Origin of the sequence: Streptomyces sp. NPDC127129 (assembly GCF_042671585.1) — a bacterium.
In the GTDB taxonomy this organism is placed as follows: Bacteria; Actinomycetota; Actinomycetes; order Streptomycetales; family Streptomycetaceae; genus Streptomyces.
This window is the reverse complement of record NZ_JBHXTV010000009.1, coordinates 186,606-201,390: the sequence shown is the minus strand read 5'-3', so window position 1 is coordinate 201,390 and position 14,785 is coordinate 186,606. Positions and strand designations below refer to the sequence as shown.

Sequence of the window (14,785 nt, the reverse complement as noted above, 5' to 3'; positions counted from 1 at the left end):
CGGGTGAGGACGTGTCGGTGGTACCGGCCGGGGAGCCGGTGGCGGTCAGGCGCCGAGTGAGGGGAGCACGACGGCGTTGACGTAGTCGGTGATGAAGGCGCGGTCGATCGGCTGGTCCTCGATCAGCGGACGCGCGACGAACGCCCCGATGATCATGTGCGGGACGAACTTCAGTGCCGGGTTGTCGGCGCTGATCTCGCCCCGTGCCACCGCTCGCTCCAGGGTGACGCGCAGGTTGCTCATCTCGGGTTCGATGAGCAGTTCACGCAGCGCCTGGTGCAGGTCGGGGTTGGCGTGGACCGCCTGAGCGAGGCCGCGCATCAGCGCGGTGTCCTTCTCCATCTGGCAGTCGTCGGTCAGCTCCATGATCGCCTGGAAGTCGCCGCGCAAGGTGCCCGTGTCGATCCGGGCGAGCTTGATCGGCTTGTTGTCGCGCAGTGCCGTGGCGACCAGTTCGGGCTTGCTCCCCCACTGGCGGTAGAGGGTGGCCTTGCTGGAGCGGGTGCGGGCGGCGACGGCGTCCATGGTGAGGGCGTCGTAGCCGACCTCGCGCAGGAGGTCGAGCACGGCTCCGTACAGCTCGGACTCACGCTCAGGGGTGAGCCTGCTGCCTGCCATGACCGGTCTCCATCCGAACGAAACGGTTTCGTACACCAAGAAGGTACCCCGGCCCTCAGCGAAACGAAACCGTTTCGTACGTGTCGTGCACCACAGCACCTCGGGGCCGTCGAACCCGGCGCCCGGCCGGGCGCCGGGCCGGGCGCCGGGCGGGAGCGAAAACGCATACGAGTTGCCGCACCCCATCAGGGTGGAAAGCATTGGGGGGTGAGTGACGACGCCGCGTATCTCCGCTACCCGCACCTCCACGACGACCTGCTGTGCTTCGCGGCCGAGGACGACCTCTGGGTCGCACCCCTCGTGCCCGACGGCCGGCACCCCGGCCGGGCCTGGCGGGTCACCGTCGACCGGACCCGGGTCGGCCACCCCCGTTTCTCGCCCGACGGCCGCCACATCGCCTACACGACCTGGCGCAGCCTCGACCCCGAGATCCACCTCGCGCCGGTCGAGGGCGGCCCCTCGCGACGGCTCACCTACTGGGGCTCGACCGACACCCGGGTCTGCTCCTGGTCCCCGGAGGGCGACATCCTCGCCGTCTCCTCGCACGGCCAGCCCTTCTCGTACTTCTCCTGGGCCTACACCGTCCCCACCGACGGCTCCCCCGGCGGCCGGATGCCCTGGGGCCCGGTCTCCGACATCGCCGTGGCCGACCTGGACGGCGAGCGCCGCACGCTCCTCCTCACCGGAAAGCCGCCGCACGAGCCGGCCTCCTGGAAGCGCTACCGCGGCGGGGCGACCGGCCGGCTCTGGCTGCACGGCGAGCAACTACTCCCGGACATCGGCGGGCACCTCGACGCGCCGATGTTCGTGGCCGGCCGGATCGCGTTCCTCTCCGACCACGAGGGCGTCGGCAACCTCTACTCCTGCCTGCCCGACGGCACCGGTCTGCGCCGTCACACCGACCACGACGCCTTCTACGCCCGGCACGCCTCCAGCGACGGCCGGCGCGTGGTCTACCAGTGCGCGGGCGACCTGTGGATCGTCGACGACGTGACCGCCCCCGACTCCGCCCCGCGCAGGCTGGAGGTACGGCTCGGCGGCCCGCGCGCCGGCCGACGGCACTACCAGGTCCCGGCCGCCAACCACGTGGACGCCCTCTCGGTCGACGAGACGGGGCGGGCGAGCGCGGTCTCGGTCCGCGGCAGCCTGTACTGGCTCACCCACCGCGACGGCCCGGCCCGCACGATCACCGACACCCCGGGCGTCCGGGTCCGGCTGCCAGAGATGCTGGGCAGCAGCGGCCAGGTCGCGTACGTCACCGACGCCGAGGGCGAGGACGCCGTCGAGGTCGCGTACCTGCCGCGCGCGAGCGGCGAACGGGAGCCGCGCCGGCTGGCCACGGGCGAGCTGGGCCGGGTCGAGGAGATGATCTCCGACCCGGAGGGCGAGCGCCTCGCGATCGCCTCCCACGACGGCCGCCTGCTGCTCCTCGACACGACCGAGGAGTCCACCGGCGACGTCACCGAGCTGATCCGCTCGATCAACGGGCCGGTGCGTGATCTCGCCTTCTCCCCCGACGGGTCCTGGCTGACCTGGGCCCACCCGGGGATCGGCCGTTCGCTGCGGCAGATCAAGATGGCCCGGATCGCCGGCCCGGGCCCCCGGACGATCGTCGACGTCACCAACGGCCGCTTCGAGGACGAGAATCCGGTCTTCACCCGCGACGGCCGCTATCTCGCGTTCCTCTCCTGGCGGGGCTTCGACCCGGTGTACGACGTGCACACCGGCGACCTCTCCTTCCCGCTGGGCTGCCGCCCCTATCTCGTACCGCTCTCCTCCGCCACGCCCTCGCCCTTCGCGCTGCTGCCGGACGGCCGGCCGGCGGCGGGCGGGCTCGACCCGGCCGAGACCGACGCCGAGGCCGCGGACGGTGAGGGCACCACGATCGTGGAGGTGGAGGGGCTCGCGGACCGGGTCACGCCCTTCCCCGTCTCCGCGTCCAAGTACTCGGCGATGCACCCGGTCAGCGGCGGCGGCCTCGTCTGGCTGCGCTGGCCGATCTCGGGCGCGCTCGGCGAGACCTTCGCCAATCCCGCCGACACGACGGGCCGGCCGACGCTGGAGTACTTCAACATCACCAAGGCCCGCAAGACCGAACTGGTGCAGCACCTGGACTGGTTCGCGGTCAGCGGCGACGATTCACGGCTCGTCGTGGTCGACGAGGGCGAGCTGCGGGCGGTGCCGGCCACGGAGCCCGGGGACGGCGACTCGACCGTCTACATCGACCTGCGGCGGATCCTGCACGAGGTCGACCCGGAGGCGGAGTGGCGGGGCGCCTACGACGAGGCGGGCCGGATCGTCCAGGCCTACTTCTGGGACCCGAACATGTGCGGGGTGGACTGGCCGGCCGTCCTCGACCAGTACCGTCCGCTGGTCGAACGGGTCGCCTCCCCCGACGACTTCACCGATCTGCTGCGCGAGGTGATGGGCGAGCTGGGCACCTCGCACGCGTACGTGTCGCCCGCGCGCCGCAACGAGGGACCGCCGCACTACCAGCGCCCGATGGGCCTGCTCGGCGCCAACCTCGTGCCCCGGGACGGGGGTTGGATGGTCAAGCGGATCCTGCCGGGCGACTCCTCGGACTCCAAGGCCCGCTCGCCGCTCGCCGGCACGGGAATCCGGGAGGGCGCGGTCCTCACCCATGTGGACGGCCGCCCGGTGGACCCGGTGACGGGTCCGTATCCTCTGCTGTCCTCCTCGGGCGGTACGACCGTCGAGCTGACGTTCCGCCCGGCGGAGGGCGAGGGGCGCGCGCGCCGCGTGGCGATCGTGCCGCTGATCGACGACCGCCCGCTGCGCTACCAGGACTGGGTGGCCAAGCGGCGTGCGGTGGTCCGGGAGGTCAGCGGTGGCAGGTGCGGCTATCTGCACATCCCCGACATGGGCGGCTCGGGCTGGGCGCAGTTCAACCGCGACCTGCGGATGGAGGTCTCACGGCCCGCCCTGATCGTGGACGTGCGCGGCAACGCGGGCGGCCACATCAGCGAACTCGTCGTGGAGAAGCTCACCCGCAAGATCCTGGGCTGGGACCTGACGCGCAACGCCCAGCCGGTGTCGTACTCCTCGAACGCCCCGCGCGGTCCGGTCGTCGCGCTCGCGGACGAGGCGACGTCCTCGGACGGCGACATGATCACGGCCGCGTTCAAGCTGCTCGGGCTGGGGCCGGTGATCGGTCAGCGGACGTGGGGCGGGGTGGTCGGCATGACGGGCCGGCACCGGCTGGGCGACGGTACGCAGATCACGGTGCCGATGAACGCGGCCTGGTTCCCCGAGTACGGCTGGTCGGTGGAGAACCAGGGCGTGGAGCCGGACCTGGCGATCCTGCGGACCCCGCTGGACTGGGCCGAGGGCCGGCACGCCCAGCTGGACGACGCGGTCGAGGTGGCGCTCTCCCTGCTGGCGAAGACCCCGGCGGCCACCCCGCCCGGCTACGACGACGTCCCGGACCGCTCCCGCCCGAAGCTCCCGCCGAGGAGCACCGGGGAAGGGGACGGGGACGGGACCAGCGCGCCCAGGTCCAGCTCGTAGGCGATGCCCCGCAGGCCGCCGTCGAGCGTGACGCCTCCCACGGCACCGAAGCCGACCCGGGCGAGCACCGCCCGGGACGGCACGTTGTCGAGCGCGGCCGTGGCACTCAGCCGCCGCAGCCCGTACTCCTCGGCCGCCAGCCGGCACACCTCCCGTACGCCCCGGGTGGCGTGCCCGCGCCCGGCCGCCTTCTCGGCCACCCGATAGCCGAGTTCGGCGCCGCCGTCGGCCACGTCGACGAGGTTGAACCGGCCGAGGATCTCGCCGCCGTCCCCCACGAGCAGATGGAAGAGGATCCCCCCGGCCCCCTGCTCGTCCAGGAGCGCCTGATGGCGCGAGGCGAACTCCTCGAAGTACGCGTCGCCCCGGTCGGGCACATGGGCGGCGAAGTACGCGCGGTTCTCCCGCTCGAACGCGAGGAGCGCGGGCGCGTGGTCGGCTCGGAGCAGCTGCAGTAAGGGCATGGGATCACCGTACGGCGCAGGTCCGCGCGGCCGCCCGGAATATGGGAACGCGAAAGGCGCACCCGGCGTCCCGGGTGCGCCTTCTGAGGACGGACGTCAGGCGTCGTAGTCCATGTCGAGGCGGTCCTGGCCCTCCTGCTGGGACCGGCGCTGCTCCTCCTCGGAGGGGCGGCCCTTGGCCCGGGAGGCGCGCTCGGACGCTTCGTCCCTCGCCCTGCCCATCTTCTGCTTCGCCTGCTCGGCGGCCTGCTTCGCCTTGTCCTCGTACTGGTCTCGCATGCCCATGAAGGTTCACTCCTAGAAGGGTGTGAGGGGAACGGGGCGGCTCGCCCCTTGGGCCTCGACCAGCGTGGCATGGCGGAACATTGCGCGCATTTCGATCAGTTACGGACCGTCACACCCGCCCGGAGCGGGCCTGTTCGTCCGCCGCGCCGCCCGCCCCGACGAGGCCCTTGGCGACGCCGGCCAGGCGGGGTTCGAAGCGCTTCATCTCGCGCTGCCCGACCGTGGCGATGATCCCGGGCAGGTAGCCGCGCGTGGACTGCATCCCGCGCAGCCACCACTGCGCGTACACATGCGCCGAACGCCGCTCGATGCCCGCCACGATCCGGTCCACGGCGGGGCCCAGGGGGTACGTGCGGTTCGACGGCCAGGGCAGCCGCTGCCGCAGCTCCTTCATCACGTCGTCCCGGTCCGCGCCCCGCACCATGTCCGTGTCGGTCCAGGAGAGGTAGCCGACGCCGACCTTCACCCCCTTGTGGCCGACCTCGGCGCGCAGGCTGTGGGCGAAGGCCTCGACGCCCGACTTGGAGGCGCAGTACGCCGTCATCATAGGCGCCGGGGTCATCGCCGCGAGCGAGGCGATCTGCAGGAAGTAGCCGCGCGACTCCATCAGGACGGGCAGGAACGCCCGCCCGGTCACCGCGCCGCCGATGAGGTTGACCTCGATGACCCGCCGCCAGGCGACCGGGTCGGAGTCCACGAACGGGCCGCCCGCCGCGACCCCCGCGTTGGCGACCACGATGTCGACCTTGCCGAAGCGCTCCTTGACCTCGGCGGCCACCGTGGCCATCGCCTCGTGGTCGGTGACGTCCGCGTGCCACCAGTCGGCCTCGGTGTGCAGCCGGCCGGCGACCTGCTTCAGCTCCTCGGGCTCCAGGCCGACCAGCGCGAGCTTCGCGCCGCGGGCGGAGAGCTTGCGGGCGAGGAGTTCGCCGACACCCCGGGCCGCTCCGGTCACGACGGCGACCTGGCCCTCCAGACTGACCCTGCTCATGCCGCACCCTCCTTCTGGTCCCCGTGCGCCTGAGCCGGGACCTGGACCTGGACCTGTTCCTGCGCCTGTGCCTGTGCCTGTGGCTGTTCCTGAGCCTTTTCCTGAGCCTGTACGTACGTGGTGACGAGTTCCCTGATCCGGGCCGTCACGGCCTCCGGCGCCTCCACCGGTGTCATGTGGCCCATCCCGGCGAGCTCGTCGAGCCCCACGCACCGCGGCAGCGCGGCGGCCAGGGCACGGGAGTGCACGGGCGGCGTGAGCCGGTCGGCCGTTCCGGCGATCACTGCCACGGGCAGCTCCAACTCCCGTACGCCCGCGTCGAGATCGAGCTCGGCGAGGACGTGCGACCAGGCCACCCGCGGGCGGCGCGGACAGGCGTGCACGATCCGGGCACAGGCGTCGACCCGCTCGGGCGCGGAACCCGGGCCCATCGTCGCGTACTTGAGGATCTTCCGGGAGACCGGAGTGACCGGTCCGAGCGGCGCCCTCGCCCCCAGGATCCACCCGGTCAGCCGGGTCCGCAGGCCGCCGGCCCGCAGCGGGACGACGAGAGACTCGGCCACGAGCCGGGACGGCCCCGTGGAGCAGAGCAGGGCCGCGGCCGCGTGCTCCCGGAAGGCCGGGCGCGTGGCGGCCGCCATCAGCGTCATGCCGCCCATGGAGTGCCCGGCGAGGACCGCCCGCTCGCCCGGTCGGAGGGTCGCGCCGAGCACGGCCTCCAGGTCGTCGGCGAGCGCCCGCGTCGAGTAGCCGGACGGACCGGCCGGGGCGGGGGTACGGCCGTGGCCGCGCTGGTCGTAGGCGATGACCCGGTGGTCCCGGGCGAGGTCCCGAATCTGCTCGGCCCAGAAGGCGATCGAGCAGGTCCAGCCGTGGGACAGGACGACGGCCGGGGCGTCCTCGGGGCCGTACACCTCGACGTGGACGCGGGCGCCGTCGGCCGAGACGGCGACGACCTCGCGCGGATGCGGCAGCGATCCCGTACGGGACCCGAAGAGGCGGCTCACTTCACCGTCTCCTTCTTCCGCGACGCGGACGCGGACGCTCCGCGGCGGTCCGCCGGAGCCTTCTCCGCGACCGCCGGCCTCAGCACCTCGTACTCCGCGAGGTCCACCCGCCGCGTCTCGCGCCGGAACTCACCGGTCGTCCCCGGCCAGAGCGTCGTGTTGCGGCCGTTGGCGTCCAGGTACCAGCTGTCACAGCCGCCCGACTTCCACACGGTCCGCTCCATCCGGTCCTGCACCTTGCGGTTCCAGGCGCCGACGGCGGACGGCCGGGCGGCGAGGGCGGCGCGCCCTCCGAGGACGTCGAGCTGGCGCAGATAGTCGGCCATGTAGTTCAGCTGGGACTCGATCATCAGGATCATGGAGGAGTTCCCCAGGCCCGTGTTCGGCCCGATGATCGTCATCCAGTTGGGGAAGCCGTCGACGGTCGCGCCGCGCAGCGACTGCACCCCGTCCTTCCACGCCTCGGAGAGCCGGACGCCGTCCGCGCCGACGACGCGGTCGGCGATCGGCATGTCGGTGACGTGGAATCCCGTACCGAAGACGATCGCGTCGACCTCGGTCTCCGTCCCGTCGGCGGCCACGACGGTCGAGCCGCGCACCTCGCGCAGGCCGGAGGCGACGACGTCCACGTTGGGCTCGGCGAGCGCCGGGTAGTACGCGTTGGAGAGCAGGATGCGCTTGCAGCCGATGCGGTACGAGGGGGTCAGCTTGGCCCGCAGCACCGGGTCCTTGATCGACTTGGCCATGTTGGCCTTGGCGAGCGACTCGACGAGGCCGAGCTCGCCCGGGCGCTTGGTGAAGGCGCTGACCTGGAGTTCACGGATGCCCCAGAGCAGCCCGCGGCGTGCGGTCCCGGTGAAGGGGAGCGTGCGGTGGAGCCAGCGCTCGGCGCCGGTGATGGCGCGGTCCATACGGGGCATGACCCACGGCGGGGTGCGCTGGAAGAGCGTCAGCCTCCCGACCTGGGGCTGGATCGCGGGCACGATCTGGATGGCGGAGGCACCGGTGCCGACCATCGCGACGCGCTTGCCGGTGAGGTCGTAGTCGTGGTCCCACTGCGCAGAGTGGAAGACCTTGCCGGTGAAGTCGGCGAGTCCCGGGATGTCGGGGATCTTCGGGTCGGAGAGCGGGCCGGTCGCCGAGACGATCACGTCGGCGGTGAAGGTGCCCCGGCCGGTCTCGATGTGCCAGCGCAGCTCGTCGGCGTCCCAGCGCATCTCCGTCACCTCGTGGTTCAGCCGCAGGTGCGGGCGGAGCCGGAAGGTGTCGGTGACGTGCTCCAGGTAGGCGCGGATGTGACGCTGCCCGGAGAAGGTGCGGGGCCAGTCGGGGTTGGGCGCGAAGGAGAAGGAGTACAGGTGGGACGGGACGTCGCAGGCGCAGCCGGGATAGCTGTTGTCGCGCCAGGTGCCGCCCACGGAGTCGGCCCGCTCCAGGACGACGAAGTCGGTGACCCCCTCGCGGCGCAGCCGGACGGCCGCCCCGAGTCCACCGAACCCCGATCCGATCACCACCACGCGTACGTGCTCGTGCTTCGCCATGCCGCCTCCTGTGCGCCCGGCCCGTGCCTACGACCAAGATTCCGCCAGCAATCACTGGCACAGTCGGGACTGTAGAGCAGCGGCATACCGAGCGGTAGGGGGCGGACGAGGGAAAGTTACCGGCGGTACAACATAGGCTGGCGGGCGTGGCAGACCGATCGGAAGACGTGAAGGGCGTACGCGAGTACCGCATGGACGAGCTCGCGGCGGCGGCCGGCATCACCGTGCGCACCCTGCGCTTCTACCGCGAGCGCGGGCTGATCGCACCGCCCCGCCGTGAGGGCCGCATCGCCTGGTACGACGACCACCACCTGGCCAAACTCCGCACGATCAGCGCCCTGCTCGAACGCGGCCACACCCTCAACGGCATCGCCGACCTCAACACCGCCTTCGAGAGCGGCAAGGACGTCAGCGAGGTCCTCGGCCTCGGCGAACCCACCGAGGAGGAGCCGATCCGGCTCACCCCCCAGGAGCTGGCCGACTACTTCACGGACGAGGTCACCCCCGAGAACCTGCTCGCCGCCCTCGACCTCGGCTATCTCGCCACCGACGGCGACGCCATCGTCCACATCAGCCGCCGGCTGCTCGACGTCTCCGCGGCCCTGGTCAAGGAGGGCATCCCGCTCGCCGCCGTCCTTGAGGCCGGGCGGGCGGTTCGCGAGCACGCGGACGCGCTGGCCGGACTCTTCACCGAACTCCTGCGCGCCCACGCGGAGGAGAAGGACATCCAGCGGCTGCGCCCGCTCGCCAAGAGCGTGGTGGAGGCCGAGCTCTCGATGGCCCTGGACCGCCGCCTGCGCGAGCCCTGAGACCGCCCGCGCCTCCCCGGTCTCCCGTGGTCTCCCGTGGTCTCCCGCCCGGGCTCCCGTCCGGGATCCCTCATGACCGGGTGACACCGGCGGCGCCTACAGGTCGTAGACCGCCGTGACGGGCGCGTGGTCGCTCCACCGCTCGGCGTGCGTGGCGGCCCGCTCGACGTACGCCTTCACGGTCTTCCCGGCCAGTCGCGGGGTGGCCACCTGGTAGTCGATGCGCCAGCCGGTGTCGTTGTCGAAGGCGCGTCCGCGGTAGGACCACCAGGAGTACGGGCCCTCCTGGTCGGGGTGGAAGGCGCGGACGACGTCGACGTACCCGGCCTCGCCGAAGACCCGGCTCAGCCACTCCCGCTCCTCGGGGAGGAAGCCGGCGTTCTTCCGGTTGGCCTTCCAGTTCTTGAGGTCGGCCTCGCGGTGGGCGATGTTCCAGTCGCCGCAGACGACGACCTCGCGGCCGTCGGCGGCGGCGCGCTCCTTGAGCTCCTTCAGATACGGCAGGAACTCGTCCATGAAGCGGATCTTCTCGTCCTGCCGCTCGGTGCCGACCTCGCCGGAGGGGAGGTAGAGGCTGGCGACGGTGACGCCGGGCAGGTCGGCCTCGATGTAACGGCCGCTGCCGTCGAACTCGCTCGACCCGAAGCCGACGCGCACGGCGTCGGGCTCGCGGCGGGTGTAGAGGGAGACGCCGGCGCGCCCCTTGGCGGCGGCGGGCGCGTGCGCGGTGAACCAGCCCTCGGGCGCCCGCACCTCGGCCGGGAGCTGGGCCTCCTCGGCGCGCACCTCCTGCAGGCAGACGGCGTCGGCGGAGGTGCCGGCGAGCCACTCCACGAACCCCTTCTTGGCCGCGGCTCGGAGTCCATTGACATTGACGGTCGTGACAGTGAGCATCCGGGGAGAATACCGACACCCCAAGGCCGCATACACATACAATGCCTCACATGCTTATACGACCCGTACCGTACGACCACCCCGATGCGGCCAAGCTCGACGCCGCCGTCCAGCTGGAATACGCCGCCCGCTACGGCGAGGGCGACGACACACCGCTCGACCCCGGGATGTTCGTACCGCCGCGCGGCCTCTACCTCCTCGCGTACGACACCGAGGACCGCCCCGTCGCGTCCGGCGGCTGGCGCACCCAGGACACGAACGACATGGGGTACGCGGACGGCGACGCCGAGCTCAAGCGCATGTTCGTGGCGTCCGAGGCGCGCGGCCTGGGCCTCGCCCGCCGCATCCTGGCCGCCCTCGAGGAGGACGCCCGGGCGGCCGGGCGGACGCGGATGGTCCTGGAGACGGGCACGGCGCAGCCCGAGGCGATGGCGCTGTACGCCTCCAGCGGTTACGAGCTGTGCCCGAAGTTCGGCTACTACCGGGACTACGAGAGCAGCCGTTGCTTCGCGAAGCCGCTGACCGAAAACCCCTGACGCGCCCCTGACATTCTCCGCCCCGTCTGGCACGCTGCCCACGCACGTCGATCCGCACCGTTCTCATCCCCCACCTGCCTCGGCAGAAGGAGACATGCGTGAGACGCCATCGCACAGTCGCAGCGGTCCTGTTGTCCGTCGGAGCCCTGCTGACGGGAGCACTGACCGCGACCTCGGCGCAAGCCGCGGAGAAGCCCGCCTTCTGGACCGCTGAGCGGATGCGCTCGGCGGTCCCGCTGGACCTTGAGGTCACCCCCGGGGCCCTCAAGACCCTCGCGCGGGTCGCCGGCTCGGCCACCCCCACCACGATCGCCCCCACGGCCTTCCCGCAGCCGGGCGGCCCCTGGACGGGCGGCGGCGCGGTCGTGAAGACCTCCGGCCGGGTCTTCTTCACCTTCCAGGGCCGTACGGCCTCCTGCTCCGGCAACGCCGTCACCAGCCAGAACCAGAGCACGGTCATCACGGCCGGCCACTGCGTGAAGTACCAGGGCGCCTGGCACACCAACTGGGTCTTCGTCCCGGCGTACGACAACGGCAACGCGCCGTACGGCCAGTGGACGGCGACGAAGACGCTCACCACCCCTCAGTGGGAGGCGAGCGAGGACATCAACTACGACGTGGGCGCCGCGGTGGTGGCCCCGCTGAACGGCCGCACCCTCACCTCCGTCACCGGCGCCCAGGGCATCCAGTTCAACGGCGGCTACAACAAGCCGATGTACGCCTTCGGCTTCCCGGCGGCGTCCCCGTACGACGGCTCGAAGCTCGTCCACTGCGCGGGCAACTCCTCGAAGGACTTCCTGTTCTCCCAGGACCACAGCCTCGGCTGCAACATGACGGGCGGCTCCAGCGGCGGCCCGTGGTTCTCCGGCTTCAGCGAGGCCACGGGCACGGGCCTCCAGGTCTCGGTGAACAGCTTCGGCTACACGTTCCTGCCCAACCGCATGTTCGGCCCGTACTTCGGCAACGACGCGAAGGCCCTGTACGACCGGGCCCAGGCGTCCTGACACCCACGACGGTCCCGCCCGGCACCTCCCGCCCGGGCGGGGCCTTCGTCCGCACGGGCGGGGTGGACCCCGGCCGTGGAACGCACCTACGGCGGCGAGCGGTCAGCGGTACTCGCAGAGGTACGCGGTGTCGACCGCGACCTCGAGCTGGAACGTGCTGTCGCCCGGCACCTCGAACCGGCTGCCGGCGGAGAAGGTCTCCCAGTCGTCCGTGCCGGGGAGCCTGACGGTCAGGGCGCCGCTGATCACGTGCATGATCTCCGGGGCGGCGGTGCCGAACTCGTACGCGCCGGGCGCCATGACGCCGACGCTCGCCGGGCCCTCCTCCTGGGCGAAGGCGATCGACTTGACCGCGCCGTCGAAGTATTCGTTGACCTTGAACATGGGCGTCCTCGTGGTACGTGTACGGAGAAGTGAGTGGCCTGCCCGTCGAGCTCCGGATCCGGGCGCGGCAAGGCTACCGACGGCGGCCGTTGCTCACGGAGCGGACCGGATGGCGAGACCGGCGAGGTCGGCGAGGTCCGCGCGGCCGGCGAGGTCCAGGAGTTCTCTCTCGCCGTGAGGCCGGCCCACGAGTTGGAGACCGACGGGCTGCCCTCGGCGGGTGGTTCCGGCCGGAAGACTGATGGCCGGATGCCCGCTGACGTTGAACGCCCAGGTCAGCGCCACGTTCATCCGGGCGCCCGGGCCGTCGTGGCCGTGCGGCGGATACGGCGTGGTAGGCGTGAGGATCACGGCGGCGCGCGTGAAGCAGTCGGCGAGCCGTGCGTCGTTGACGGCGGTGACCGCCTCGATGCCCTCGGCATCGGCGGATCCCGCGCGCAGGGCGGTCCACGCCGGCGCCGGGTCGACGAGGTCCAGGCCGACGTCCCCGTCCAGGGTGATCAGCCCGTCCGCGGCGAGCCGGTCCACGGCGCGCCGGGCGACCGCGACGACGGCGGGGTCGGTGTCCGCATGGCCCAGGGTGGCCGACCAGACCGCGACGGGCGGAGCCACCGGACCGGGGACGGCCGCCCCGGCCACTCCGCCGGCGACGGCGTCGAGGTAGGCGCGGGCATCGGCGACGGTCCGGGCGAGGACGCCGGGCGAGTTCAGCCCCGCGCGGTCCCGGGCGGGCAGGAGACCGTTGGTGGGCTTGAACCCGACGATGCCGCACCAGGCGGCGGGGATGCGTACCGACCCGGCGCCGTCGGACCCGCTCGCGAGGGGCACCATTCCCGCGGCGACCGCGGCCGCCGAGCCGGCGGAGGAACCCCCGGGAGACCACGCCGGGTTGAGCGGGTTGAGTGTGGGCCCGCGGTCGGTGTGCCCGTAGGTCTGCCAGCCTCGCCCGCCGCGCGGCATCGACGTGGCACCGACCGGCACGCATCCGGCGGCCACCAGGCGGGTGTTCTGGTACGAGTCGGGCCCTTCGCCGGCCTTGACCCCGATCGGAACCCCCGCGAGCGGCAGCCTGACGCCCCGGGCGACCTGCGCGTCCACCCACGCCGCCCGGGCCAGGGCCCGCTCGCCCCACACCGCGGTGAACGCCCGCACGCCGGCATCCCGCTCCCCGATACGGCCGAGCGCCGCGCCGACGACGTCGACGGCCGCCCGGCCGCCACTGCCCACCATCCGCGCGATGTCCAGGGCGGACAGCCCCGCGTACTCGGACGTGCTGATCACAGAAGCTCTCCTGGCCCACCCGGCGGCACCGACCGGAAGTCCGGCATCCGGAGCGAGCGATCCCGGGGCCGACGCCCGAAACGACGAGATCCCGCCCGATCTTTCGATCGGGCGGGATCTCGTCACCATTCCTGAGAGCTACTCAGGAACAGCCGCTTGTGGACCTGTGGGGATTTGAACCCCAGACCCCCTCGATGCGAACGAGGTGCGCTACCAGACTGCGCCACAGGCCCTTGCGACGTGTGAAACATTAGCATCCCGATCGGGGTGCAAGGAAATCCGTTCCCCCGCAGGTCAGCCGGGGGCTCCGTGGAGCCCCCGGCCGGGGGTCATTCGTTGGCCGCGCGCGGGCGGTCGTCGTCCGCGTACTGGTCGAAGAGCGGGGTGCGGCCGTGGTCGCGGCGGGCGCCGCGGGGTGGGGCCGTGCGCTGGCGCGGCGCCGGGTCCGGGACGACGGGCGGCGCCGACTCCGCGGCTGCCGTGGACGAGCGGGCCGAGCTCCAGGTCTCCGGGTCCGTGATGTCGATGCCGCTCGTGGCGCGCGGGGCGACCGGGGCGGTGACGTACGTGGGCAGCGGGACCGGGACCGGTTCCCAGCTGTCGCCGCGGGCCGGGCCGCGCTCGCGCTGCTGGTCCACCCACTCCGCGTGGTCCGTCTGCTCGACGAGCGCACGGCGGCCGGCCTCCTGGGGGGAGACCGTGGGAGCCGGTTCGGGTTCGGGTCGGGCCGGCTGCTCCTCCTCCGGCTCGGCGGGCGCCGCCGGACGACGGGGGCGGCTCTCACGCAGCCGCGCCGCCGCGGCCTCGGCGCGCCGGCGGTCCATCACGTACACGAAGCGCCGCCGCTCCGTCGTCCGCAGATGCACGATGTACGCGCTCAGCAGCACCGCGGGGACGCCCGGCGCCCACAGGAACGCCAGGCCTCCGACGGCGGCGACGACCGCGCCGAGGGTGAAGGCGAGGAAGAGGACGACCGTCGTCCGGCGGCGCCGGGCGAGGACCTTGCCCCGCCGGGCGCGCTCGGCGGCCGCCTTCGAGGGGCGCCGCGCCGGAGCCGGCTCGCGCTTGCGGTCCGGTTCGGGATCCGGTTCCGGGACCTCCAGGCGCGCTTCCGTCCTGGCCGCGGGCGCGGAGAAGGCCCGGACGTCGACCGAGCTCAGATGCTCGGTCTCCACGTCCGGGTCCACGTCGGGCTCCCGGTCCTTCAGCTCCCTGGCGTACCGGCGCTCCATTCCCGCCCGTCCGGACAGCAGCCGGATGGCGGTGCTGAAGCGTTCCGTCGGGCGGGCCTCGTTGAGCTCGTCCTGCCTGCGGAGCCACATCGGCACCAAGTAGGCGGCCCAGGCCCCGACGATGACTGCGTAGATGAGGCCGCTGCTGCTCACGCCTCACACCGTAGAGGGGTTCTGTTCCGGGCATCGGCCAATTGGCCCGGTGTGTCGC

The 14,785-nt window shown here is 72.6% G+C and carries 14 protein-coding genes and 1 tRNA gene; 4 read left to right on the top strand and 11 right to left on the bottom strand.

What is annotated here, in order from left to right:
* Positions 1–45: 45 nt before the first annotated feature.
* Entirely contained in the window at positions 46–618 is a 573-nt protein-coding gene (locus ACFVGW_RS19275) for a TetR/AcrR family transcriptional regulator (RefSeq protein WP_383222991.1), read from the bottom strand.
* 207 nt (positions 619–825) lie between these two features.
* On the opposite strand from ACFVGW_RS19275, the gene ACFVGW_RS19270 reads away from it, so the two are divergent.
* The gene (locus ACFVGW_RS19270) at positions 826–4,146 is read left to right on the top strand and encodes a S41 family peptidase (RefSeq protein WP_385852826.1); all 3,321 of its coding nucleotides are present in this window, start codon (positions 826–828) and stop codon (positions 4,144–4,146) included.
* Here ACFVGW_RS19270 and ACFVGW_RS19265 read toward each other — a convergent pair.
* The 5 genes from ACFVGW_RS19265 to ACFVGW_RS19245 form a co-directional block, all read right to left on the bottom strand.
* The gene (locus ACFVGW_RS19265; RefSeq protein WP_383311050.1) at positions 4,047–4,610 is read right to left on the bottom strand and encodes a GNAT family N-acetyltransferase; all 564 of its coding nucleotides are present in this window, start codon (positions 4,608–4,610) and stop codon (positions 4,047–4,049) included. The genes ACFVGW_RS19270 and ACFVGW_RS19265 overlap by 100 nt on opposite strands.
* Before the next feature lie 96 nt (positions 4,611–4,706).
* Positions 4,707–4,895: a hypothetical protein gene (locus tag ACFVGW_RS19260; protein WP_352188447.1), complete on the bottom strand. Its 189-nt coding sequence runs from the start codon at positions 4,893–4,895 to the stop codon at positions 4,707–4,709.
* A 109-nt stretch (positions 4,896–5,004) separates the two neighbouring features.
* Complete coding sequence (locus tag ACFVGW_RS19255; protein WP_383311052.1) at positions 5,005–5,886, bottom strand: SDR family oxidoreductase; 882 nt, start codon at positions 5,884–5,886, stop codon at positions 5,005–5,007.
* A complete protein-coding gene (locus tag ACFVGW_RS19250) occupies positions 5,883–6,893 on the bottom strand; it encodes an alpha/beta fold hydrolase (RefSeq protein WP_385852825.1) in 1,011 nt (336 codons plus the stop codon). Before ACFVGW_RS19250 ends, ACFVGW_RS19255 begins: the two co-directional genes overlap by 4 nt.
* Entirely contained in the window at positions 6,890–8,434 is a 1,545-nt protein-coding gene (locus ACFVGW_RS19245) for a flavin-containing monooxygenase (RefSeq protein WP_385852824.1), read from the bottom strand. Before ACFVGW_RS19245 ends, ACFVGW_RS19250 begins: the two co-directional genes overlap by 4 nt.
* Before the next feature lie 191 nt (positions 8,435–8,625).
* On the opposite strand from ACFVGW_RS19245, the gene ACFVGW_RS19240 reads away from it, so the two are divergent.
* Positions 8,626–9,243 carry a MerR family transcriptional regulator gene (locus ACFVGW_RS19240; protein WP_352188544.1) on the top strand — a complete coding sequence of 206 codons (618 nt, stop codon included), beginning with the start codon at positions 8,626–8,628 and terminating at the stop codon, positions 9,241–9,243.
* A 96-nt stretch (positions 9,244–9,339) separates the two neighbouring features.
* On the opposite strand, the gene ACFVGW_RS19235 is transcribed toward ACFVGW_RS19240, so the two are convergent.
* Positions 9,340–10,137, bottom strand: a complete 798-nt coding sequence (locus ACFVGW_RS19235) for an exodeoxyribonuclease III (RefSeq protein ID WP_385852823.1) — start codon at positions 10,135–10,137, stop codon at positions 9,340–9,342.
* A 50-nt stretch (positions 10,138–10,187) separates the two neighbouring features.
* Here ACFVGW_RS19235 and ACFVGW_RS19230 point away from each other — a divergent pair, with 50 nt between their 5' ends.
* A complete protein-coding gene (locus ACFVGW_RS19230; protein ID WP_385852822.1) occupies positions 10,188–10,673 on the top strand; it encodes a GNAT family N-acetyltransferase in 486 nt (161 codons plus the stop codon).
* A gap of 98 nt (positions 10,674–10,771) precedes the next feature.
* Entirely contained in the window at positions 10,772–11,677 is a 906-nt protein-coding gene (locus ACFVGW_RS19225) for a trypsin-like serine peptidase (RefSeq protein WP_383222973.1), read from the top strand.
* Positions 11,678–11,779: 102 nt separating this feature from the next.
* Here ACFVGW_RS19225 and ACFVGW_RS19220 read toward each other — a convergent pair whose 3' ends face one another.
* From ACFVGW_RS19220 to glpR, 4 genes are all read right to left on the bottom strand, one after another.
* A complete protein-coding gene (locus tag ACFVGW_RS19220) occupies positions 11,780–12,061 on the bottom strand; it encodes a pyrimidine/purine nucleoside phosphorylase (protein WP_385852821.1) in 282 nt (93 codons plus the stop codon).
* Positions 12,062–12,154: 93 nt separating this feature from the next.
* Positions 12,155–13,342 carry an amidase family protein gene (locus tag ACFVGW_RS19215; RefSeq protein ID WP_385852820.1) on the bottom strand — a complete coding sequence of 396 codons (1,188 nt, stop codon included), beginning with the start codon at positions 13,340–13,342 and terminating at the stop codon, positions 12,155–12,157.
* 159 nt (positions 13,343–13,501) lie between these two features.
* Positions 13,502–13,575: transfer RNA gene (locus ACFVGW_RS19210), tRNA-Ala, on the bottom strand.
* A 96-nt stretch (positions 13,576–13,671) separates the two neighbouring features.
* Positions 13,672–14,727 carry a gephyrin-like molybdotransferase receptor GlpR gene (gene glpR / locus ACFVGW_RS19205; RefSeq protein WP_385852819.1) on the bottom strand — a complete coding sequence of 352 codons (1,056 nt, stop codon included), beginning with the start codon at positions 14,725–14,727 and terminating at the stop codon, positions 13,672–13,674.
* Positions 14,728–14,785 lie beyond the last annotated feature (58 nt).